General features: G+C 54.5%; 27 protein-coding genes. 21 read left to right on the plus strand and 6 right to left on the minus strand.

The annotated features are described in order from the left end of the window. Positions 1-164 precede the first annotated feature (164 nt). From BXA07_RS30565 to BXA07_RS27980, 5 genes are all read left to right on the plus strand, one after another. Complete coding sequence (locus tag BXA07_RS30565) at positions 165-563, plus strand: hypothetical protein (RefSeq protein ID WP_139335822.1); 399 nt, start codon at positions 165-167, stop codon at positions 561-563. Between the two features lie 428 nt (positions 564-991). Continuing rightward, positions 992-2,329 (plus strand): DUF2325 domain-containing protein, encoded by a 1,338-nt coding sequence (locus BXA07_RS30570; protein ID WP_139335823.1) that lies wholly within the window; start codon positions 992-994, stop codon positions 2,327-2,329. 687 nt (positions 2,330-3,016) lie between these two features. After that, entirely contained in the window at positions 3,017-4,339 is a 1,323-nt protein-coding gene (locus tag BXA07_RS27970; RefSeq protein WP_076572974.1) for a hypothetical protein, read from the plus strand. A gap of 49 nt (positions 4,340-4,388) precedes the next feature. Continuing rightward, the gene (locus BXA07_RS27975; protein ID WP_083708595.1) at positions 4,389-5,723 is read left to right on the plus strand and encodes a S8 family peptidase; all 1,335 of its coding nucleotides are present in this window, start codon (positions 4,389-4,391) and stop codon (positions 5,721-5,723) included. Positions 5,724-5,787: 64 nt separating this feature from the next. Continuing rightward, a complete protein-coding gene (locus BXA07_RS27980) occupies positions 5,788-6,141 on the plus strand; it encodes a hypothetical protein (protein WP_076572976.1) in 354 nt (117 codons plus the stop codon). A gap of 718 nt (positions 6,142-6,859) precedes the next feature. On the opposite strand, the gene BXA07_RS27990 is transcribed toward BXA07_RS27980, so the two are convergent. Further along, positions 6,860-7,321, minus strand: a complete 462-nt coding sequence (locus BXA07_RS27990; protein WP_076572978.1) for a TraR/DksA family transcriptional regulator — start codon at positions 7,319-7,321, stop codon at positions 6,860-6,862. 207 nt (positions 7,322-7,528) lie between these two features. Here BXA07_RS27990 and BXA07_RS27995 point away from each other — a divergent pair, with 207 nt between their 5' ends. Then, complete coding sequence (locus BXA07_RS27995) at positions 7,529-8,794, plus strand: DUF1173 family protein (RefSeq protein ID WP_076572979.1); 1,266 nt, start codon at positions 7,529-7,531, stop codon at positions 8,792-8,794. 27 nt (positions 8,795-8,821) lie between these two features. Here the strand turns inward: BXA07_RS27995 and BXA07_RS30985 are convergent, their stop codons facing one another. Continuing rightward, complete coding sequence (locus BXA07_RS30985; protein ID WP_170909758.1) at positions 8,822-8,989, minus strand: hypothetical protein; 168 nt, start codon at positions 8,987-8,989, stop codon at positions 8,822-8,824. 68 nt (positions 8,990-9,057) lie between these two features. On the opposite strand from BXA07_RS30985, the gene BXA07_RS28000 reads away from it, so the two are divergent. Further along, positions 9,058-9,612: a thioredoxin fold domain-containing protein gene (locus BXA07_RS28000; RefSeq protein ID WP_076572980.1), complete on the plus strand. Its 555-nt coding sequence runs from the start codon at positions 9,058-9,060 to the stop codon at positions 9,610-9,612. A 6-nt stretch (positions 9,613-9,618) separates the two neighbouring features. Here BXA07_RS28000 and BXA07_RS28005 read toward each other — a convergent pair whose 3' ends face one another. Beyond that, on the minus strand, positions 9,619-10,344 hold the full coding sequence (locus tag BXA07_RS28005) for an EAL domain-containing protein (RefSeq protein ID WP_212592383.1): 726 nt from the start codon (positions 10,342-10,344) through the stop codon (positions 9,619-9,621). 68 nt (positions 10,345-10,412) lie between these two features. Between BXA07_RS28005 and rnc the strand changes: the two genes are divergently transcribed. After that, on the plus strand, positions 10,413-11,081 hold the full coding sequence (rnc, locus tag BXA07_RS28010) for a ribonuclease III (RefSeq protein WP_076572982.1): 669 nt from the start codon (positions 10,413-10,415) through the stop codon (positions 11,079-11,081). Continuing rightward, the gene (locus BXA07_RS28015; RefSeq protein WP_076572983.1) at positions 11,078-11,668 is read left to right on the plus strand and encodes a YcbK family protein; all 591 of its coding nucleotides are present in this window, start codon (positions 11,078-11,080) and stop codon (positions 11,666-11,668) included. The genes rnc and BXA07_RS28015 overlap by 4 nt, the downstream gene beginning before the upstream one ends. Positions 11,669-11,767: 99 nt before the next feature. Here the strand turns inward: BXA07_RS28015 and BXA07_RS28020 are convergent, their stop codons facing one another. The 3 genes from BXA07_RS28020 to BXA07_RS28030 all read right to left on the minus strand — a co-directional run bounded on the left by BXA07_RS28020 (position 11,768) and on the right by BXA07_RS28030 (position 14,119). Beyond that, positions 11,768-12,757, minus strand: a complete 990-nt coding sequence (locus tag BXA07_RS28020) for a helix-turn-helix domain-containing protein (RefSeq protein ID WP_076572984.1) — start codon at positions 12,755-12,757, stop codon at positions 11,768-11,770. Positions 12,758-12,986: 229 nt separating this feature from the next. Continuing rightward, a complete protein-coding gene (locus tag BXA07_RS28025; protein ID WP_076572985.1) occupies positions 12,987-13,544 on the minus strand; it encodes a hypothetical protein in 558 nt (185 codons plus the stop codon). Further along, positions 13,544-14,119 (minus strand): hypothetical protein, encoded by a 576-nt coding sequence (locus BXA07_RS28030; protein ID WP_076572986.1) that lies wholly within the window; start codon positions 14,117-14,119, stop codon positions 13,544-13,546. The genes BXA07_RS28025 and BXA07_RS28030 overlap by 1 nt, the downstream gene beginning before the upstream one ends. 463 nt (positions 14,120-14,582) lie before the next feature. Between BXA07_RS28030 and BXA07_RS30575 the strand changes: the two genes are divergently transcribed. The 12 genes from BXA07_RS30575 to BXA07_RS28080 all read left to right on the plus strand — a co-directional run bounded on the left by BXA07_RS30575 (position 14,583) and on the right by BXA07_RS28080 (position 21,952). Then, positions 14,583-14,975, plus strand: coding sequence for a hypothetical protein (locus BXA07_RS30575; protein ID WP_139335824.1), 393 nt, complete (start codon positions 14,583-14,585; stop codon positions 14,973-14,975). Further along, positions 14,932-15,366, plus strand: coding sequence for a hypothetical protein (locus BXA07_RS28040; RefSeq protein ID WP_076572988.1), 435 nt, complete (start codon positions 14,932-14,934; stop codon positions 15,364-15,366). Before BXA07_RS30575 ends, BXA07_RS28040 begins: the two co-directional genes overlap by 44 nt. 116 nt (positions 15,367-15,482) lie before the next feature. Beyond that, the gene (locus tag BXA07_RS28045; RefSeq protein ID WP_076572989.1) at positions 15,483-15,695 is read left to right on the plus strand and encodes a hypothetical protein; all 213 of its coding nucleotides are present in this window, start codon (positions 15,483-15,485) and stop codon (positions 15,693-15,695) included. 220 nt (positions 15,696-15,915) lie between these two features. Continuing rightward, positions 15,916-17,088 carry a hypothetical protein gene (locus BXA07_RS28050; protein ID WP_139335825.1) on the plus strand — a complete coding sequence of 391 codons (1,173 nt, stop codon included), beginning with the start codon at positions 15,916-15,918 and terminating at the stop codon, positions 17,086-17,088. A 23-nt stretch (positions 17,089-17,111) separates the two neighbouring features. After that, positions 17,112-17,372: a hypothetical protein gene (locus BXA07_RS28055; RefSeq protein ID WP_076572991.1), complete on the plus strand. Its 261-nt coding sequence runs from the start codon at positions 17,112-17,114 to the stop codon at positions 17,370-17,372. A gap of 65 nt (positions 17,373-17,437) precedes the next feature. After that, entirely contained in the window at positions 17,438-17,605 is a 168-nt protein-coding gene (locus tag BXA07_RS30990; protein ID WP_170909759.1) for a hypothetical protein, read from the plus strand. A gap of 9 nt (positions 17,606-17,614) precedes the next feature. Further along, entirely contained in the window at positions 17,615-18,421 is an 807-nt protein-coding gene (locus BXA07_RS28060; protein WP_076572992.1) for a hypothetical protein, read from the plus strand. A 232-nt stretch (positions 18,422-18,653) separates the two neighbouring features. Then, positions 18,654-19,721: a hypothetical protein gene (locus BXA07_RS28065; protein WP_076572993.1), complete on the plus strand. Its 1,068-nt coding sequence runs from the start codon at positions 18,654-18,656 to the stop codon at positions 19,719-19,721. Between the two features lie 53 nt (positions 19,722-19,774). After that, entirely contained in the window at positions 19,775-19,996 is a 222-nt protein-coding gene (locus tag BXA07_RS28070) for a hypothetical protein (protein ID WP_076572994.1), read from the plus strand. A gap of 41 nt (positions 19,997-20,037) precedes the next feature. Further along, entirely contained in the window at positions 20,038-20,268 is a 231-nt protein-coding gene (locus BXA07_RS30580) for a hypothetical protein (RefSeq protein ID WP_139335826.1), read from the plus strand. A gap of 13 nt (positions 20,269-20,281) precedes the next feature. Next, entirely contained in the window at positions 20,282-21,220 is a 939-nt protein-coding gene (locus BXA07_RS28075; RefSeq protein WP_076573002.1) for a deazapurine DNA modification protein DpdA family protein, read from the plus strand. Positions 21,221-21,421: 201 nt separating this feature from the next. Then, entirely contained in the window at positions 21,422-21,952 is a 531-nt protein-coding gene (locus tag BXA07_RS28080; RefSeq protein WP_139335827.1) for a hypothetical protein, read from the plus strand. Positions 21,953-21,984: the final 32 nt, after the last annotated feature.

The raw sequence follows: 21,984 nt of genomic DNA on the forward strand, positions 1-21,984 counted from the left end.
TAATCGAGTTTGTGGACACAATCGATTTGTGTCTCAACCTCAAATCATGCTGGCAGGAGTAGTCGAGGTAAAGACGGCGCTGGCTTTACGCTTACCAGTTCGCAGAGAATGCCGCCTTAATTGCATCGGTTATTCCACCCACTCTAGGCGGCGGGGCGGGGCAAATGCCTAAAGAGGACCTCGACTTAAAACTAGAACAAGCTAGCGAACAGCTCGGCCATGCGCGTAAAAGCATTACCTCTGCTTATTACGGCTCATTTGCACGCGATGTGACGCCTGATCCGGTAAGTAGGACTCAAAATGCGATTGCAGCGGCGATTCCGGCGATTCCAAAGGAATCTCTTTTGTCGGATGTTCCAGGCGTACGTATCATTGATTGTTCAGTGTTGACGGCGGAACTGATGACCGTGGGGGCCTACGTTGATCCTCGGGTGGCCCATGCTTTGTGGGAACAACATAGTAGTCGGCACGGCACTGAATGGCTATCACTTGGTTCGCAAAATATTGCGGCTCTTGAAGCCGCGTCGAATCATTTCTCATCCCTCATTTCGCGGGGTACTTGAAAACTTCGTTTCAGGCCAATGTTGCTCGATAAGTAAAATACAGTAAGGCAGATGCTGATGCCGGCGAAGGCGTTCTTTGGCGAATGAATTGCTAAGAATTAGCCTTCGATTTCTACTCCGCGTGGCGGTGAACTGCGCTTACGATTACATTTCCACTAGATCCAGTTTGCCCCTGCTTTGGTGGAAGACACTCGGGCAATTCGTATTCACAAGGAAAAACATTTATGGTATCAAAGCGTCAAGTGCGTTCTATGTTGGATCGAGCTGTGCAGCAATTACCTCGACCCAGTGTATCTCGTGACAGTTATCGCAACGCGTGGCGAAACGCGTGTTTTGAGGCGGTGCAAGAATTGATGCTGGAACCGCCACTGCCAACTGACTCTCGTCTGAAAGCTCGTGCGATGAATATGATTCGGAAAAGGTGCGAAATGCACATCACCGCTAAGAATCAGATGCAATGCAAAATTCGTGCGGGCGATGGTTGGGAGGCTTACGGTGATGAGGTGAAAAACTCCCAAACCCAAGATGAGCTTTTGTGCTTGAGGTTACCCGAGCTTGTCTGGCAGAAAGCAAGCGAATTGGTTTCGGTGAGTGCCAAGGATGCAATCGCCTGGATTCATAAGGGTGGGTATGAGTTATTTCGTCCAACTGTCGATCATTTGCATGAAATAGCAATCCTTCAAAAACTGAATACTACAGCTCAACGCCGCATGAATTCAGCAAGTCTGACTTCTTCGACCAATTGGCACCCGATCATTAGAACCGCAGGGGGCGCTAACTATTTTTTGTGCTACACGGTAGCAGTGGCCATGGCAGACCAGTTGATCGCTGTTGCATGTGTCGTTCAAGGACTTGGTATCGGTATCAATCCATTTGCTTCAGCCGAGTTCTTCAACCTTGTTAGCGAATCCATGCATCTATGGACAAATCGATATCAACCATTGGTGATTGCGTATTCCTCGATGCCCGAGACGCACCGGCCGCAATTTGTCACCACGCTTGCGGAGCAGCGAAAGGCGATCGAAAGTACGATCCAAAGTGCAAAAGCTATATGTACCGGTGCGGAGCGACAGCAAGAATTGCTGGAGCGACAAGTGAGTTCACTTCGGAAGCGTGCGACTACCGCAGAGGAGAAAGTTTCGCACATGACTGCAAGTTATGACGCGTTGCTAGAAAAACTGCATACAACCGCGGCGCGCACAGCTGTACAGTCCCTGTCAGATGGGTCTGTCCGGAAAACGGATGCGTTAGAAATGCGTGACAAGGATGCGCAGATTGGAAACCTTCAGAAATCACTGGCTGAATCCCGCCAGCAACTGACGTTTACACGGGAACTTCTCACTGTCCTTCTGGAGCCCGCGCCTGGAACCAGCGCTTTGAATTTGAGTTCGAGCCGCGAACGTGATCCGGAAACATGGCGCATTGTATTCGTGGGGGGCCACGAGCGACTGCATGCCAAGCTACGAAAGCGGATGCGGAATTCGGTATTCTTACACCCGGATCGTAGCCAATTTTCTTCAGAAGCATTTGCTGGAGTTGATGCGGTAGTCTTCTCGATCGGATACTGCAGTCATGCCCTAGCATACCGCGCTGCGGACGAGGTGCGCCGGCGCGGCCTGCCTGCGGGCTACAGCCACTTCACCAATGTCGATATTGTGCTCGATGAAGTCAGAGCAATACTATTCAAAAGTTGGGAGAAATCGCCGACAACAACGCCAAGGCAGCACTATCTGTGTTCAACGCCGATTGCAGCTCGAATTAATTAAATACCACTGTGGATCCTCGTGCTCATCTGCCCGTTGAGCATGTGACTTTACGAAATAGCCGCGCCGTTTCGGAAATAGTTGCAACACTAGTAATTCCCATGAAGGCACTTTGGGCCGCGCTGGGGCTTGCGCCAGCACGGCCTAACGGTGCCGCCCACGCCAGCGTAGAATACTGCCTCCGATCCCTCGATGGCAGGGCAGGAATTTTGCCCTATTGATTGCTCGCCTCGAAGCGATCCATTCGCTTGCGTCACTGCTCGGCTTTACCGTTTCCCCTTGTGAAGTCAGCGACCGCCCACGGGTCGGCATGGCTCAAGGGTATCGCCGCTGGTAGCGATCGGAGACCGCTCGGTCGCGTGCTCGCGCCGGAGAGGCCAAGACTTCACGTCGGTGTAGTAAAACCACAACAGTGGGAATCTCTACCTGGATAGTTATCTTATAGCATATACTTTTAGATATTATTGAGTTGGCTTGGCAAGTAACGATGCGCTAAACCCAATCGACTAAATCATCCTGAAAGGATTCGCCATGACGTCGCTACCACGATGGAGAGCCGGGCTGGTCGCGCTAACTACGATATCCTGGCTCGCAAGCTGCAGCACAGAATTGCGCCTGCACCGGGCCGGCGAAGGGGACGCTAGCGGCCCAGGCTATCAGGCCCCGTACGTAGGCATCCCGTACCCGCTCATGTACACGGCGTATGACCTAGAGATCACGCACCGGGTGGTTAAGTGCGAATTCGGCCAGTACCGGATCACCACGTCGGTCGAGCTGCAAGGGACGGTGACCGCTCCCGATCAGGACAACATGTTCCTGATCGACCCCAACAGCATGTATGGCCCGTTCAAGAGCGGCAAGCTCAGCGTCACCTATCTGCCCAATGGCGCGGTGGCGTCGCTGAATGCCTCTGCCGACGATAAGACCGCCGCCATGGTTGGTAGCCTGGTTACCGGTGCGATCAAATCGCGCCTCGTGCCGCCTTTGGCGGCAGCGGCGGCCGCAGTAGGGCTGGCCAATGCCTGTCCGGCCGGTGGCGGTCTCGTGCAGGAAGCGCTGACCAACATGCCCGTAGTGACGTACCGGCTCGGAGAACTGAGCAAGGACCTCAAAGCCAAGGGCGAGGCGGTTAAGGGCACGCTGGCGCTGATCACAGCTGCCGGCACGAACGTGCCGGACTCGCTCAAGACCACCTATGTGACCCAGCTGGAAGCGCTGGGCCAGGCCCAAGAAGCGCTGGCCGCGGCGAAGAAGGAATCGAAGCAGCTGCTCGACACAGTGTCCCTAGTGGACCGGGTGCGCTGGCCGGCCAAGTCGAGTGAACTGGCCTATACCCTTGCAGTGAACCAGGCGCGCGCCGAGAAGAAATGGCCCAACGTGGACGCTACCAGGCTTGACGTCGGGTTGGCGCTGTCCGGCCTGCGCACCATCGGTGCGACGCCGGCACGTCTGCCCAACATCCAAGTCGACGCGCGGCTGGGGCTGCCATACCGCTTGGCCCGCACCGGCACGCTGCGCGTCTGCGAAGGGCCGTGCAGTGAGGACGCAGCCGAATATTTTGCCCAGAACGGTCCTGTGCTGCAGATGGGCGACGTGTTCTACCTGCCATGCCGCAGCCCGGCCTTTACCTCGACCAGCTGCGAGATGGTGTATGCAGACACCGGCGAACTGAAATCGATGGGCGCAGCCCGGCCGGTCACGGCAGCGGAAGCTTTCTCCGGGATGGTCAAGGACGGCGCGACGCAATACAGCGACTATCGCATTGCGCGCCGGGCGTACGAAGAAGCGGAAGCGGAGAAGGACAAGGCGGCCGCAACCGCGCCCGCCGTAGCCGCAGCCGCTGCCCGGCTGTCGGCAGTAGCCGCTGCCCGGCTGTCGGCAGTAGCCGCAGCCAGCGTCGAACCCGGCGCGGCCGGCGCCACCGTTGGTCTGGCCGAAGCGGATGCGGCAGCCGACATGCTGCTGGCCACCACCGCTGTGCTCAGGCGCAGCTTGCCGCCGGCATCGAAATGACTTTCGTCGCCTGCGGGCGCCGCCACCACCATCTAATGGAGACGTTATCATGAGCATTGTGAGTGACCTGAGAACTACCGGCGTGGCCGACGTGCTGGTGGTTCTCCGCCTCGACGAGTCGGCAACCAAGACCAGCGTGCAGGTGCCAGCCTCGGTCGCCCGGCATTTCATCCAGGTCGACAATAGCCGCGACGCCGAGATCCTCCGGCTGCTGCGCTCCAGGCAGCGCATTGTCGAATCCGGCGCCGAAGCCACCACCAGCGCCGTCCATCTGGGCGCCGGCAAGGCAAGCAGCAAGCCGGTGCGGTTCTTCCCTCACCTTGGATTAGCGCTAGGCACCGTGGACCGGGAGGGTCTGAAGGGCCTGCGTCAGGAAAAGGCGGTGGCGAAGATCGTCGCAGCGCCCGAATTGCGCCTGATCCGGCCGGTGGCGCGGGCGGCCGCCACCGCGCCCACGGCCACGTACAGCTGGGGGCTCAAACGTTTAAAAGTGGACGTGCTGCGCGAACAGCATCGGCTTACCGGCAAAGGTGTTCTGATCGGCCACCTCGACACTGGTGTGGATGGTGCCCACCCGGCGCTGAAGGGAGCCATCGCAGAATTCGCCTTCTTCGACGCGCTGGGCAACCTCAGGCCGGGCGCACCGACGGCTGATTCTGACGACCATGGAACGCACACAGCCGGGACCATCGCCGGCCGCGCCGTCGGCGGCGTGCAGTTCGGGGTGGCGCCCGAAGCCAAACTGGCCAGCGCAGCGGTCATCGAGGGCGGCAAGGTAATCGCGCGCATCCTAGCCGGGATGGACTGGGCAGTCGGGAAGAAGGTTCGGATCCTCAGCATGTCGCTGGGCCTGATCGGAACTGCAGAGACGTTCCGCACGTTGACCAAAATCCTGCGCGCGAAAGGCGTGCTTCCGGTATTCGCAGTGGGCAATGAAGGGCCGGGATCGTCGCGCTATCCGGGCAATTATCCGGAAGCGCTGTCGGTTGGCGCCATCGACGGCAACGACGATGTGGCCGATTTCAGCAGCAGCCAGCAGTTCGTACGCCGGGATGATCCGATCGTCCCGGACTTGGTGGCCCCAGGCGTCGAGGTGGTGTCCTGCGCCCCTGGCGGGGGCTACCAATCCATGGACGGCACCTCGATGGCAACGCCGCACATTGCCGGCCTGGCCGCGCTGCTCATGCAGGCCGAGCCGTCCGCGACGGTCGACCAGATCGAAGCCGCCATCTTCCAGTCGTGCCAGCGCGGTTCGATGCGGCCCGAGCGCGCCAACCGCGGGTGTCCAGACGGCGTGGCAGCCCTGAACGCGTTGCGCTCGATGGCCGCACCTGCAGCGTCGGCCGCCGTAGGGAAGAAGCGCGCGCACCGCAAACTCGCCTGAGGATAATGGAAAGAAGCGCGGATGGTGTAAGCTGGAACTTTCACCATACCGCAGTGGGGCGACCATGGACAGCAAAAAAGCGGTACCGTCCGGTGACCTGATCGAGGCACTGGTCATCATGCGCCAGGGCCAGGGCTTATCTTCGTCCATGAGAACGCTGCTACACGACGCAGAGCGCGACACCGGCCTAAAGGCAGATAGCGTGACCGAACTCGTCAATCTCAATGCGTTCAATGTGCGCGGCGCGCGCAGGCTGGTGGATGCGATCGCGCACGCCTCGGCCGTCCAGGAGGTCATCCCGACTGGCGGCGAGGACTCGGCCATGATCAAGCCGGTGGCAAAGCGCCGCGTCAACCTTGTGGACGTACCAGGGTTGACAGGCAAGTCCCGCTCCAGAAAAACGCCAGCGGGTGGATGATGGGGGCTGAGGTGCAGTGGAACGGAAAATTCCTCTGAAGCGTGCTCGCGGCTATTTCGAAGCTTCTTGAGGCCGGTCGCAGCAAATAAGCGACATCTGTCGCATATATTTCAAAAATACGCCTTCGAATACCTGGTGATGTCCTCTCCGTTGTCGCATCTATTCCCGAAAGTGACACAACGCTCTGCATGCAGGTATACCTGCTCGACTATCCGCGGAACCCGCGACACGGCCACTGTTCTGCCAGAAAATTCCCGCCGGGTTCCCATCGCCGGCGGCCGACTACACGGAAAAGAGACTGGACCTGAATACCTTCATAATCCAGCACAAGGAAGCGTCGTTCTTTTTCAAGGTGGTGGGCATGAGTTTGTCCGGGGTAGGTATCCTGGATGGGGACATCGTGCTGGTCGACCGTTCGGTGACGGCTGTACCGGATGCTTTGCGCTCGGACCTGAGTTTTCGCGGTAGTCGCCCATCAACGTGCGTAATTCACGTAAGCTGAGACCTGTTTCCTCGTGCATGCTGATCAACAAAGCAGGAGCAACTGGTACCCGGCGTTTCCGAATCTTACAGATTTGGGGGGCCTGGACGCCGAGACGTACGGCCAGTTGCCTGTCGTTCTTCACACACAATAATCGCATGACCGTGTTGAGCAGTGATTCGGGGTCGTAGTGCGGGTTATTAACTTCAACAGTCTTTGGGGTGAACTTATACATACTCATGCTCCATAACGGCTATTTTTGCTCTCACGACGCTGCTGTGCTTCTACGCACAACATGGTAGTAGGGCAGATAAGAAGGCGGCCAACACCGATCATTTCACCAGTGTCCAGACACCATCCGAACGAGTCCTGGTCAATTCGTTTGATTGCGGCTGCTACCTCGAGCAACTTTTCGGCATCGCGCACCCTAGCACCGATCGCAAGCTGATGTTCTTCCTCAGCACTGGCTCGATCGGCCGGATCAGCGCCGGCAGAACACGTGGCAATTTCGGCAGAGGTTGTCCTGGTCCTTGCCTTCAACCATTCTTCCAGCGCAACGAGTCGGGCACGTAAGAAATTTTTCTGAGATTCACTCATGTAGTGGACGTCATCCATCTGCACAAGTTGCAGTTCAGTCAAAGGGCGTACTCGAATGCGATCGTCCTCCACGAATGCCGCTGCGAAACTATGTTTGGCCATCTTCTAATCTTCCGTGTGAGAGTGTTTGAGGGTAAAGAATTGTCCCACCCCATGTCGAATGACTTAAATTTAATCATGTGAAAAAAAGTGACTTTTCACGCATAGAGGGACAGACAAGAGTGTGAGCAGATTCAAACTGTTTTTCTGATGCGTATCACGTCTCCTCATGTGACACTACAGACCTCCCCAAACTCCAATTTCTAAGCCATGAGCGACGTACATCCGGTCACCATTACCCTCAGCGAAAAAGTAAGAACGTTTTCAGCGAATTTTCAAACCGAGACCACGTTTTCGAGCGGCTGGCAGTCGACATTAAAAGCAGCGTACGGAAAGGCAGAACTGCGCTGCGGTTGCACTGGCAGTGGTCCAAAGCGGCTTGCGGTCAAGTACTACGAAGGCAGCGATCAGTTTTCACTGGCTAGGTTTAGCTTGTCCGGTGGTCAGCATTCGATCGACTGCCAGTTCTATAGCGCGAGTCCGACGCAAACTGGGGCAGGAGGTGGAAATTCCTCTGTACTTGACCAACAACCAGATGGCTCTGTGAAGATTCGTTTAGAGATCGGAATGGTTGAGCGGGACACACCTGCAGAACTTGCTTCACCGAAAAGGCCACAACAGGAACGTAAGCCGTCCACAAGCCAATCGTCGATGAAACTACTGGGATTGCTTCATTACCTGTGGGACGAAGCTGGGCTGAATCAATGGATGTCCGGATTTGCTGGCAAGCGCCGTCCGTCGGTCGCATACCGGTTGATAAACAACGCAACGGAGAACGTCTGGGCCGGCACCCTGAAGTTGGTTGACCAGATGCTGTTGCCTGCATTTGGAGCAGATACACAAGAAGCGGACCGCAATCGTGAACGAGCCGCGGCCGCGCTTGAATCGAAGCACAGAATGCTCTTAATTGCCCCGCTGGCTGCCTTCACCCAGGAGAGGGCAGACATAATGGCACGGCAGATGAAGATCAGTGGTTTCCACGGGATGCCAATCGTCTACATGAAAGCAGGACTGTGGGATTCCACTGTACGTAGGTTCAAAAATGAGCTGTCAGCATGGCGCAATGGAGCCGGAACCGTAGCAATCGTCCAGGTCGAACTGAAAAAAAGCAGCAAGAGTGTGTATGCCTCTGCGATCGACATGGCGATCATGAGCATCACTTCGGAATTTATTCCTGTTGAGTCGAGTTATGAACGGATCATTGCTGATCGTTTAGTGGCGCAAGGAAGATCATTTTCTAAGCCCCTACGTTTTGATTCCATCACCGATCAAGTCTTACCAGATTTCATCCTGACGGATACAAAAAGGGAAGTTCCGTTAGAGGTCTTCGGCAGAAATGACGCAGCGTACCTGCAGCGTAAGAGAGAGAAGGAAGCGTACTACGATGAGCTATACGGAAGAGGGGGATGGTGGAGTTGGAATGCATCGGCGAATAGTGATGCGGAAAGTGTGCCGCCTTTCCCCGCTGCTCGATGACAAATCAAAGCTGCGGAGCAGGGCAATTCATTCATTATAGTTAACACTGGATGGGTTCCAACTGGCGTTCTCATAGTCGCTGTTGTCGTCCTCTTCTACCTTGCTCGATCCGGCGCCGAACAAGGCCAGAATAACCATCCCCACCACGATTAGATGGGACAGGTCCAAGTTCATGAGTGCGGTAATAATTTGCATTGTTTTGCCTTCCTGATTAATTGATCGGTAAAGTACGATTGATAGGTCTATTGTAACCTGCGAATCTCATGGCACAAATCCCCAACTCCAACACACTGATGGCACTGATTGCTGGCGCTGGCCTTCTCGCCGCAGCAGCCTTTGGTGCCAACTTACTTTCAAGCCCTGCAGCCGTAACTCAGCTCGACGACCGTACCTTGAGATCACTTACTACCGATGGCACATTCAAATCAGTTCAAGGTGACGGTTCTCACGCGATCCATGTATTCCTGAGCGCCGATTGCAAGTTCTGTCTCCAGATCGAGCCCGAGTTTGACCAGCTGAACAACGTGACGGTATACCGACATTTGCTTCCTGGGCATACCAAAGCAGGGCGGCTCAAGGCAATCGATGTGTGGTGCTCAGACAACCAGGTAAGGGCATGGAAGAAAATCGGCGAAGGCCTAGTGATACAGCCGGCGAAGTGTAGCGATGTGGCTGCGATTGATGGCAACCTGGTGCTCGCAAAACGCTTAGGGCTTGCTAGCACCCCAAGTATCGTTTTCGAGGATGGGCATGTCTCTTCTGGAATGGTTTCAAGCAGCAACATCGCAGCGCGCATCGCATTATCAACACCGCGGTAATCCAGTTCACGCGGTTACGCCCACCTGCTTCATACCGACCAAGCTATCGACGAACCATCCTTGAACAAGATCGACATCCAGTTCACGGGCGAAGGCAAACATTGCTTCGTTTTCCACTCCTTCGGCCACCGATTTTACTCCCTCACTACGCCACTGATTAATCAGCATTCGTAGCATGCGGAAGGCATCGGGCCGCTGCATGCATGTCAGCATGAACTCGCGGTCGATCTTGACTGCTGACGCACAGCGAATTGAATAAAGACGCTCTAACCCATCCCTGCCAGCCCCAAAGTCATCGAGCGCTACCCGTGCGCCAACATCAATCATCCGATTCACCTTTTCAGCAATTGCAACGCGATCGGAGTAACCAGAAACCGCTTCGCTTAGCTCGAAGGTCACGTCATTTGCCGATGACGCCTGAGCGAGGTCACATGCATTATGCGAAATGAGAATCTCATTCGATAAGTTGACGAACACAGCGGGTAAGCCGGGCTGCGGCGTGGATAAAAAATTGATCACGGCATTATCGACTTTTGCCCACTCAATCGGCCTCGTGCCCCTGTAAAGCAATTCATAAGCCATGACACGCCCATCAGATACCTGAAGAATTGGCTGCATCTCGAAAAGGAAAGTAGCACTGGCGGCCTCACCCGAGGGTATTTCCAGGTGATGAAAGATCGGTCGTGCGGTCATATTGGTATCCATGGTGATGCGCTGCGATTGTTCCGGCAAATGCCAAGCCTTTCGGACTGTTTCTCCGGCAACAAGGTCCTAGAATGGAATTTAACGGAGAATAAAACATGCAAGATCTGAAACACTTGTCATTGCAAAGCAATATAGGCCACCATTTCAACGACGCAAGTCTGCTTCACAAGGCGTTGCGGCATAAAAGCATGGGCGGCGAATCCAATGAGCGCCTTGAGTTCCTGGGCGATGCCATCCTTAACTACACTGTCGCCGAAATGCTTTATCAGCGTTTTCCTAGCCTGTCAGAAGGTGATCTTTCGCGCGTTCGTGCTGCTATCGTGTGTCACGAGTCGCTAGTCAAGGTCGCTAGTCGAATCGGGATTGCAGATTTTTTGGAGGTTGACCAAACACACCGAGTTGAGAAATCAAAAGATTCGATTCTCTCGGATGCGTTAGAGGCTGTTTTCGCTGCAGTTCAACTCGATGCTGGACACAATGTAGCGAAGAAGGTGATCCTTCATCACATGGAGATACTGCTCTCGCGCGGTGAGGTTCCGTTGGGAAAAGATTCCAAAACAGCACTACAGGAACACCTCCAGGCTCGCGGCATACCAGTACCTACTTACTCGGTGCTGAGCCAAGGAGAGCCAGGTGCACGAACGTTCGAAGTACTATGTGACGTCCCAATGCTCAAAATCAGGATGACAGGCAAAGGGCCTAACCGCAAACTGGCAGAAAAGGACGCCGCAGCTAAAGTACTTAAGAAGTGTGTGGCGTCATGATCATTCTCCCGCCAGCTCCTGGAGAGTCAGACATCCTTCAACCTGGCCGCCGCCGCTTCCTCAGCCATTTGGCCGGAGCAGCAGCATGTGTCGCTCTGCCGGCATTCGGTCAACCGACTGATTTCTGGTCACTGCCACGAGAGTTGTGGCTTTACCGCCCAGCGAGCAAAGGGCAGCCACGTGCCGAGCAAGTTCGTGTTGTCTACTGGGCGGATGGGAGAATCATTCCAGAAGGATACATTCAGCTGTGCAATATCCTGCGCGATGTACAGGCGGGCCAGGCGGTTCAATTCGACTTGGTGATGCTTGATATCGCTCGCGGCGTTTATGGTTGGCTACGTGCGAATGGAATAGACCGGCCGCTGATCGTCAACAGCGGGTACAGGAGCTCACACACTAACGCCAATGAGGGTGGGAAGCGCAATAGCCTGCACATGCGGGCACAGGCCATGGATTTACGGATCGAGGGTGTTAGCGCTGATGCTTTGAGCCGATTCGGGCGCTATCTTGCAGGGGGAGGAGTGGGCTATTACCCCGGACGATTCACCCATCTTGACCGCGGCCGTGTGCGGCACTGGGTCGGCTGAAGCATGTATAAATCAAACACGAAATCTATTAGATAAAGTAACTTGGTGGCCCCCAGCCATAATGGGTAGGGACCACCGCTCCATAGGAGCGATTAGGAATTAAGCAGCAGCCGTTTTGGTCTCGCCATCGGCTTTAGCATCAAAGATTGTGGCCTGTTGCGAATGGTCAACAGAGTTATCAGCTTTCGCTTTCTGCATCTCTTCCATCAGGGCAAGCAACTTCTCACGCGTGTCAACGCTAAGCGAATCGAATGCTGGATCCATCTTCACATCCTCCAGGGCCGAGTACAGTTTCGGCGCAGACCTTTTAACCAGCTTGTCAAAGCGGCTGGCCGGTTGAATATTCTTTTTCGTGATACGGAGCGGTTTCCCATCGGGCACCTTCGCAGTCACGGCATCTTCAACCATTTCCACAGCATCTGCTCCGTGCTCTTTCAACAGTTGGACTGCGAGCGTGACAGTCAAAGCGTCATTGGCTACGCGCTCGCGCAACACTTTTGGCGCCGACATAAGCAACAGCAGGCTATTAACCCATTCCCCCGAGATACCAAACCGACGTGCGATTTCGGTCCGCGACTCCCCTTCACGTACCAGCCGTTGGCAGGCAACGGCGTACTCATACGCAGAGTGAGTGTTGCCCTTATTTCCGTTAACCATGGCGAAGGTCAGGTCCGCTACCGACATAGGCTTGTTGTCCTTCCTGGTCGGGACGATAACTGACACGTCTGAAATCAGCGGACGACCTACGGCTGCAAGACGTTCATTGGCGATTGGAATGGCCAACAAGCGGGTATGCCCATCGAAAATGTAAACACGGCTCTCACCAGCTTCATCGCGTTGAATCAAGCCGGTCATTGGCTTGTGAAGGAAGTACCCCTCATTGAACATCGATTCAGCATACTCGTTGACCTTCGCCCAGTATTTATCATTGTGGACGCGGATATTAAAGCCTTCAATGATCAGCAGCTCATTGAAGGGGACTTTCCAAACATTACCCGACGTGGCGCCCAACACTTTCATGGCGTCTTTGAGATTGCCAGGGTTGATTTCGGCGGTAAATTCAGATTCCAGCTGGACCAGGTTGAGCATGAATGCCTCTCCAAAAATTGATATATATGTAGGTTACAGTAACCTTGGACGGTGGCAAGCGACAATCTACGGATGGAATGACCGAATCGTGGCCTCAGAAATGCAGTGTGAATTTCATGAGGCCATGATTATCAACAACTTACTTCGTGATTTTAATGGACACAGTGTCCGCTGTCTGCAAAACCTCGTAGGGGCCAACAGTGATCAGCAACCAAGGCCAGGTAGCGGCTTAGCCAGCGATGCGACTATGGCAAGATGCGCTTTGACGTTGGTTGTCGTTGAATCCGAACACCTGTTTGCGAAGCAAGGAGAACGCGCGCAGGAACGGCCCCATATTCTCTTCAGCGACCTCAGCTAGCGGGCTATGCATCAGCTTATGAAGCGCACGATCAGCCTTAACCAAGGCATGGAAAAGTAACTCTGCCTCATCCGAAACAATTCTCATCGTACAGGTAGCGGCCGGCGCACCCTCAGGCATATCGTAGGGCCGCGCCATGTCATCAAGGCGTTCTGCCTCGCCAGCCAGATCATGCAACATTGACCGCGCATGCAAACGACGATGGAATCCTTTGGTGTACCAGAACAACTTTGCGCTTGTGTAGTTGAAGTCGCGGCGCATGACTCGACTCAGGACATGCGAGTACAACTCGGCGTCCAACCGAATGTCATCGCCCGGGAGAATAATCGATTCGATCCGTTCCACCCCTTTGATGACCAGTGGGTTACCAGTGTTTTTGCCGACTTCAGGAGTTGTGCGAATTGTGCACGCAAGAACCTGGCCATCCATCAAGCTATTCCTCCGGCTTCGGCAAGTTCTCGCGCCGATCTTTCCTGCTGGTTTCGGGTGGAGCAATACAGTTTCAAATCGGAGAAGGCCGACTCAAAAGGCTGGGTGTAGGCGTGAACCATATTTTCTGCCAGCTTATTGCTGTCAACTGCAAAGTTAAGCTTCGCGTATGCAGTATCGGCCAACTGGAATGCCTTGAACAAGCCGGCGGCCGTTGACGAAACAAGTCGAAGTGGTACGGACCGCCCATTCGTCCCTGTTGGGGATGCAAACGAATCGCACTCGATAACCAGAAGGTCAGCCTGCATTCGCACTTCATCTAGAAGGCTACGCACTTGTTCCCGTCCGCCTTTTCGACGTTCACGGTGAAACAACTTTGTAGCAACGAAATTGAAGTCTCGGCGCACTATCCGACAAACCTGCCAGGAATAGAAGAGGGCTTCGACTCGGTTCTCGAGACGTACGTTTATGATCTCAACGGCATCGGTACCCTTTAGGGCCAGGCCGTCGGCTGTAAGAACAGTACCATTGTCGAGAATGGTAATGTCGGATGGGGAGGTCTGCGGAAATTCCATGTTTGTGAGCTTAATTCTGTGTTGCAATGCTTATGCGGCGAATGCTATGGATAAAAACCAACTTTTCTATCTGGCGGAGAGAGTCAAACTCAAGCGCAAGGCTCTAGCTTAGAGGGGTCTATCATGAACGCAAGCTGGCACGCGCCCTAAAAACCGTGATAATATGGAATGTCGAAATTTGACGTGGCCGGCTACCGGCATTGCCATCCCCGATTCTTGGGGACTCAGTTCACGATTCACTGAAACCGTGAGCTACTTGAGCTCGATGATTTCATACCGCCCAGCGGACTTCATCAGAATCTCATACTACAATTTCAAGCACATTTGCCAGCTGCTTCGCGCGGATGGCTCGCTGCATTCATAAAACGCATCCAAGTACAGAAGAGCTGGCCTTAATTTTGCATCGACCATACGGTTTCGACAAAAAGGCATCAACTAAACGATCTCAAACATTAGGAACTTCATGACCGAACACCCGCAAGAAGATCACCTGGAGCCTACTTCCGTAGCAACCAGCACATTTTTCAAAATCGAACTGGAACAATACAACAGCGCTTTCGGCATCTCGGCTGAAACACTGCGCGTATTGGCGGCCAGCTACAACGTAACACCTGAAGCGTTGATCAATCGCGCTTTGACCATGTGGGCACAGGCAGTGATTCCGGACCTGGATCTGGACACTCCAACCCTCACACCTGATCAGATCAAGTTTTTGGAACAGCGTCAGCAACACGCTGATGTCAAAACAACTCAACCAAAGCAAACGCTCGCTGAAGCGTTCAAACAACTTCTCGAGGGAGCAGGAGAAAACCATGATAATGCAAAATCCAGCCCTCGAAATGGGGGACATTCTTAGAGCTTGGGTGCCGTATGATGACAAGCCAAACATAGCCGGTCCGAAATTTCGACCGGTTATTTTTTTGGGCGAAACAGTTATCAACGGCATCAAAAATTGGGTCGTTGCCTACGGTACGACTCAAATGTACTCCCGCAAGGAATCGCAAGCGGGAACCGACTTCATCGTACGTTGCATGAATGATCGCAGCATGGTACTGAACAGTGACACCCGCTTCGATTTCAATAGGCTCTTCGCCATTCCGGCAACGCCCGAGTTCTTCTCGCCAAACAGAAGCAGCAGCCTCATCAGGAAAGCTCAAATTCCTGCGCAGGATCTACAACAAGCTGCGGCTTGCATGCACGCCGCAAAAGTTGGTCTGGCACTCAGTCGTTTTGGTGTCAGACTATAAAAAGGTAACTTAGTTCAGACAATCCTCCCAATTGGGGCGGGTTGTCTCTCGTGCGCTTTCTAACAAGAGTGCACCAGGGACAGCCCGTCCATCTACCTTTTGAGGAAAATAATTGTATGAACACTTCTGCCGCTCCGAAGCAACTTCAGTGGATGATCAACGTCGGAGTTAACCAGACTGACGTAGATTGGCTTGAGCGCATGGATGGGTCGGACGATCTACACATGCTGGGTAATCGTGAACGTATCGAGCGCATCTATACCGACGCCTACTCTCGCATCTTGAAGAGCAGCACGCCAGAGCTCTACGTGAAACAAACACTGAACTGATATACCGGGAGGCGCTCAACGACGAGCGCCGACCACCCAATCCTTCCAACCAGCACAGCTTCTCTCTGCCCTGCAGCGATGAGCACACGCTCAAGTTTTTTCATGCCTTTCTAGGCAAACCACCACCGTGTCGCGTCCTGCCGCACGAACATCAATCGCAATTCAGATCGACAACCACGCTAAGCCCGCCCAAGCGGCGAACCACTTTACGGGAGAAGCCATGCAATTTACCGCAGCCCAGCTGCTGGAAATCCAATTTTCACGCTCTAAGCACTACCGAGTATCGGCAACACACAGTGCCTCTCTCACGATGGGCAATTGCTCTTCCATCCACGAGCAAATAGATCTCCGGCGTCGCATTGACGGCACCGTGGCCGCGGAGGACGTGAAAGCCGTTTTTATAGCGGCTAACGTTCAACTCGACCAATGGGCACTTGGAGAAGTAAACTTCGACGAGATTGCCGACGACTTTAATCTAGAGCGTGAGCCAGTGGCCATCGCTGATGTCATCCGAGACTGCCTGACAACCATGACGGTGGAAGGGAACTCGGCCAAGCTGTCAGCTAAGCTCGATCGCGCCGACTATACCAAGGTCAACAAGATCCTCGAAGCCCTTGGTGGTAAGTGGAACAAGAAAGCCAACAGTCACGTTTTCGCCAATGGCGACCCAGAGGAGGCGATTGCAAGCTACCTGGAGACAGGCAAGCTCGATAAACCCGAGAAGTTTGGGTTCTTCCCGACTCCGGAGCCGCTGGCCCGCGAACTTGTAAGGTTGGTTGGTCTACGGCCTGGTCAAACAGTTCTCGAGCCTGAAGCCGGCATTGGCGGAATAGCCAGTGTCTGCGCTGAAATCGTTGGGAAAGATAACATCACTTGCTACGAGATCCAGCAGAAGAACTGCGATGTGCTGCGAAGCCTCGGCTTCCGCGTCGAGCAGGCCGACTTCCTTACGGTAGAGCCAATTCAACAGTTTTCGGCCGTAATCCTTAATCCACCATTCGAGTCCCAGGCTGACATAGCCCATGTCATGCACGCCTTCAAGTTCCTCGAACAGGGAGGCACGATGGGAGCAATCATGTCGATCGCAATCACTTTTCGCACGAATAACAAGACAACGCAGTTCCGCGCCTTCCTCGATTCTATGCGGGCGCGGGTCACGATCAACGACAAGAATGCTTTCAAGGAAAGCGGTACCGCTGCTCAAACAGTAACCGTCATCTTCCAGAAACCACACGAGTCATCCACTACGTCGCCTGCCCGCATCGAGGTCGCACGTCAAACCCCAGATCCAATGCTGGCGCTGGACGACGATCTGGAACACGCAGCGAAGGCCCCGGCCATCGTGGCAACCCTCCCACGCAAACAGCAACCTGCGCAAGCATCACTTTTCTAAAACTAACTTTTCAAGAGGAACCCATGACCATGCTGATTATGTCAGCGGACCAGGCACGCTCATATCGCACAGCCAGGTTCAACAGCCGTGCACGTGCCATGCAAAGCTGCCTACCAACCGTGCCAGTTCGTATTGTCTTCATGAACGAACAGTACAACGCATTCCACCAGCGCAACGAATGTGTGTTCGCGTGCTATGCGGACGCAGACGACAAATCGTTGATCGGAACCTACTTCCAACACGCGCTCATGAACTTCTCCAAACTGAGCATCCCTAGCCAATAAACAACCATAAAGCCGAGCAACATGCTCGGCATTTCAATTGTGCAATACGAACCAAGGAAATGAAGATGGCATACGAAATCGCACGCAACATCAACGGCCTACTCGATGGTCGTAAGCCGATCAGCACCGAAAGCGAAGCTCGCGTCGTGGCACAAGCGCTGGCCAACGAGCACTGCGAGGCGTTCCAATTGTGGGATAGCACCCGCATGATCGACGTTATCTCACCAGAATAAGGAAAAACCATGTGGCCTATCAAAGACCCGATGCAACTGCATGAAACCATGCGCCAAGCGTGTGGCTATCACTATCTCAACCACTCTTTCCGCCCCTTGTGGCTCGAAGGCCTGCGCGTCGCTCACAAACTCCTCGACCTTCACGAAGAAGAAAGAGGAAATGAGACCTACTACCAGGATAGCTTCTGCGCCGACTACATCGCGGCGCTTGCCGATCCTCAGTTCGACACAGCCAACATCGTGTTCGATGGCGAGACTGATCCTGCGATGGCACATCTGCACCGCATCGACCAGCCAGCCTGGCAAGCATTCAAGAGCGCTCAGGAAAGCCTCAAATTGGCCCCTCGAGGCGCGATTGCATTGCTCAACTCAGAAGGGCGCTGGCACATTCGAATCCACGCTGGAGATGGTTACATTAGCGAATGCCGGACGATGCGCACTTCGGGTCCAAAGCCATCCGTTCGTGAGATACAAGAGTGCCTGCTCTCGTACGAGGGCTATCTGGCCCGGTGCCAAGCAAAAGAGGAGCGGATAATCCTCCGAAATTTTGCTCGCCTGCGCGACTTGAATCTGCTACCTGGTCAAACGATCCGCGACGTCGATCTGACGCACAACGGAAAACGCTCGAAAATCAGCTTCACTATCCTGTCCATCTCTGCAACCGGATTCCTGTCGCTTACAAATGGCGTACTACGCGGTAGCCGAAATCGCTTCACCGCAACGGTAGCGGCCTGGCAGATCACCGCAAGCCAGGTACAGGTACCTGAACCGAAAAAAGCAGCTGCCGCGATCGTCCTCGACACGGCACTTTTCTAAGCCTCCCGCCCGGCCCCTGCATCTGCAGGGCCGGGCAGGGCGCACCTTCTGCAATGGCGCACCACCGCGCCGCACGCTGTTCCTCCAACCCTCTGGATTGGATGAGCAGGACGCTCAAGCATTTCTCCCGCCGACTATCGGCATCACACTGCGCGCTCCATGTGAGCCGCAAAATCAATCTCAACTACAAGCTCTGGTGCATCACCGGAGCACTTCATCCTGGATCATTTATATGGGCGCAACAGTTGTAACGGGCAAGACAGTCTCTGCATTCCGTAACCCAAAATCGGGCGAGGTCATCTACCTTATCTTCGAGCAAACCTACGAGAAGAACTGCTATCCGCATACACCCTCCTGGGGTTGCCGCGCGATCGGCACGTTCGAGCAAGTTTTCCAACGGGTGTTTGCGACTGCCACTGCCTGCGAAGGTGGAATGGTTCAAAGCCGCAGTGGCAACACAAAGCCTGAAAACTACATTAAAAGCTGGCGCATCTGTTTTAGCGAGCCGTTCCAGATGGATGATCTGGAATTCGAACTCAAGCTTGGCGGGACGTCGATGTACGACAGGCTCCCGGACAGCCACGTCGAAAAGGCATTGGCAATGCTGGAACGCATCGGCCGCAAGGATATCGCCGATGCACTGAAGGTCGGGCCAGTCACGGTGAGCCTCCACAGGGACGTTGACGTAATCATCGGCCTTTACGGCGTTGATACGGAACTTCCAATCTGGAAATTAATTGATGATTTGCGCGGACTCGGCTATGCCGACGAATCGCTGGCTCCGCCACTCGGAAAGCGGGATATCGCCATTCCTTCGGTAGTCGCATACGCCTTCGATAAGGAGAATATGGTCATCGGCATCGGTGGCGCCCCACTCAAACACTTGGGCTGGCGCTACAGCGCAGTTGGTCACTACATCCTCGATGTTGCGTTGCCCATTGAAATGCAATCCAGTTTCAGCGCCTACAAGCTTATCCGCGAGTTTCGGGATACCTGTGACGCGGCGCCCGAACTGCCCGACGACACGATCATCACCGTGACGCCGGCTAAGGCAGAGCACAGCCACTACATGGGCAATGCCAAGAAGCTGGCTGTAAAACTGGGGCTCTACGCATCCGTTGACGATGTGCCTGAATCCTACGAGACCACCTTCGGCCTCGTGCGTGAAATGAAAGAGGAGTATTTTCTTTCCACGCTAGAGATCTCCCAGACAACCTGGGCGCTATCTCCGAGCACCAACGTCGCGGATCTGCTTGGCCTCATAGCAACTGGCCACGCTCACCAGCAAAGCCTTTTCTAACCCTGCAAACCCTGGACGCGCAGCTCGCTGCGCGCTCCATCCACTCGAAAACCATGTCGCACACTCTCAAATTCAATTTCGACTCAGGCGAGTATTTCTCGGCCTACACCAGCTCAGGCGGAATCCGCGTCGGCATGAACGGCGCTGCGATCATCGAGTTCCCACCAGGGCACGCGAGGTTTCCAGAAGCACAATCGCTGACGCCTGACACCATAGAAGCATTCATCGATGCGCAGGTAGAAGCCGGCCGTATCGATATTCGCGTATTCACGTAAACAACCTGCACCCTTCGGGGTGCCATTCAAGGAAAATATAAATGGACAAGAAAAGCCCAATTAGTCGTTTGATGGAAGCTGGTATCGGCTTCGATGGTTCACCACTCCCGCAACGCAACGAAACGGAAACGTCCGACAAGGTATTAAAAGCAAGGTTCGAGGCAATTCGGCGTCGCAAATTCAAGGCCCGGGCAGTAGTAGGTTTAGCTGCGCTGGTTGTTGCAACTGCAGGCTACTTCTGGAGCGGATGTATCTGGATATACTTTGAATAGGATGGGTATTCACATGATCAACGAATTGCCCGTGCGTCAGAAAAACGCCAACCTATCTAGCAATTTCGTTATGCGCGTCGGCATTCCACACAGCGGCGGCCGTCTAGCGATGCACGCTTTCAACGAAGATTTTCCTGCGATGGTGTCTGCGTCCGCCTTTTGGGACAAGACAAAGCGGGAGTTTCGGATGCCAGAGGCAACGAACCTGAGCGAGTTGGATTTTGCGCTCGATTCAGCTGGTTATACCGGCATCCTGAACTTCCAGCGCAACGGTAAACAGGAGGGGATCGCAGGTATTTTCCCGTGGAGTTACGCCGCATATATGGAATTCGCAAATCTGTCGGGCTGCAGCTGGTACAGTCAGTCCGACCTTTGTGTCGAGCAGGCCGTGGCTAATAACCGCGAAGCGATCGACTACCGCATCCGTGCAACGGCGACAATCCTCGAAGGTATGCTCCAGATCCTCTACGAATGGCAAAATCAACTTGCACGCTCGTGCAACTCGACGGTCGTGGCCAATATGCTGCGTCCTCCAGTGCCCGTCCTTCAAGGCCGCAATATACGCGACTACCTCTTCAGCTTGGAGCTTCTCAACTCCGTGTGGGAAAGGTGGCACGGTTGGCTCGACACGCCGGCATTGATCGGCATCGGCAGCATGTGCCGTCGCGACCTTCACGACCCTGACGAAGGGCTGTATGCAATCCTGGAAACACTCGGACGCAACTTCCCAAAGGGCGCGAGGGCTCACTGCTTCGGCGTGAAAAATCTCGCGCTGAACGAGCTTCCGAAAATGGGATTCATCGCCAGTTCAGATAGCATGGCTTGGGACTTCAACTCGCGTGTGAAGGCACACAAGCAAGGTGCGTCGAATACGATGTCGCGGCGTACCAACGAAATGACCGCTTGGATGCAATCTGCAATGGCCCGCGTCGCAGCAAGCGTTCGTATTTAAAGAACTTTCCTTAACAACTAATGCCGGCTGCCCTGATTACCAGGGCACCGGCTTTTCCTATCGCCCCCACGCACCAGCTTTTCCGTGCAATTGCACTGAACAGCTTCACTCCGGTTACCACCGCCGACTTTCGGCATCTAACCGCAACCCCGTCGACATCATAATGTCGATCGGCGCCTGCAAACTAACTTTTGAGAATCCATGAACAATACTGCAAACCCGGCTCCCGCGCCGTTCAAACCAACACCTGAAATGATCGCAACCGGCGAGAACCTGTTCTTGGCCATGGCGTACGAGCGAACGGTTCGTCCGATCGTCGAGGGCTACGAACGCAAGATCCTTGCTGAACGCAGCTGGGAAGTCGCCCCTGAACAGCAAGCAGTACCTGGCGAAGTCGAGTATGTCACCGACATTAACATGACCTGGCTGATGAAAGGCGACGCGTTTAACGCATATCGCAAGCGCTGCAATGAGGAACGCATCGCAGCCAAGCTCGATTCTGCTATCGATGACAGCTGCGAGCAGGATGACTATTGCCCGCTGCTGGTGGCCCAAGACGTTACCCGGCGTGCACGGTTCGCCCTGTGTGATGCGATGGCCAGCGTGACGAATATAAACGGTGCCACAGCAGTGGGGATGATGCTCGCCGACTACGACAAGCTGATTGATATTACCCTGAAGTTGCTGGCTCCGTTCATTACAAACCCGCTGGCCCCACTCGAGCCGGCTTAACGACGTTCCAGTGCTCCAGGATCTCCGGCATT

This window comes from Janthinobacterium sp. TND4EL3, from assembly GCF_900156175.1.
Classification (GTDB): domain Bacteria; phylum Pseudomonadota; class Gammaproteobacteria; order Burkholderiales; family Burkholderiaceae_D; genus Janthinobacterium.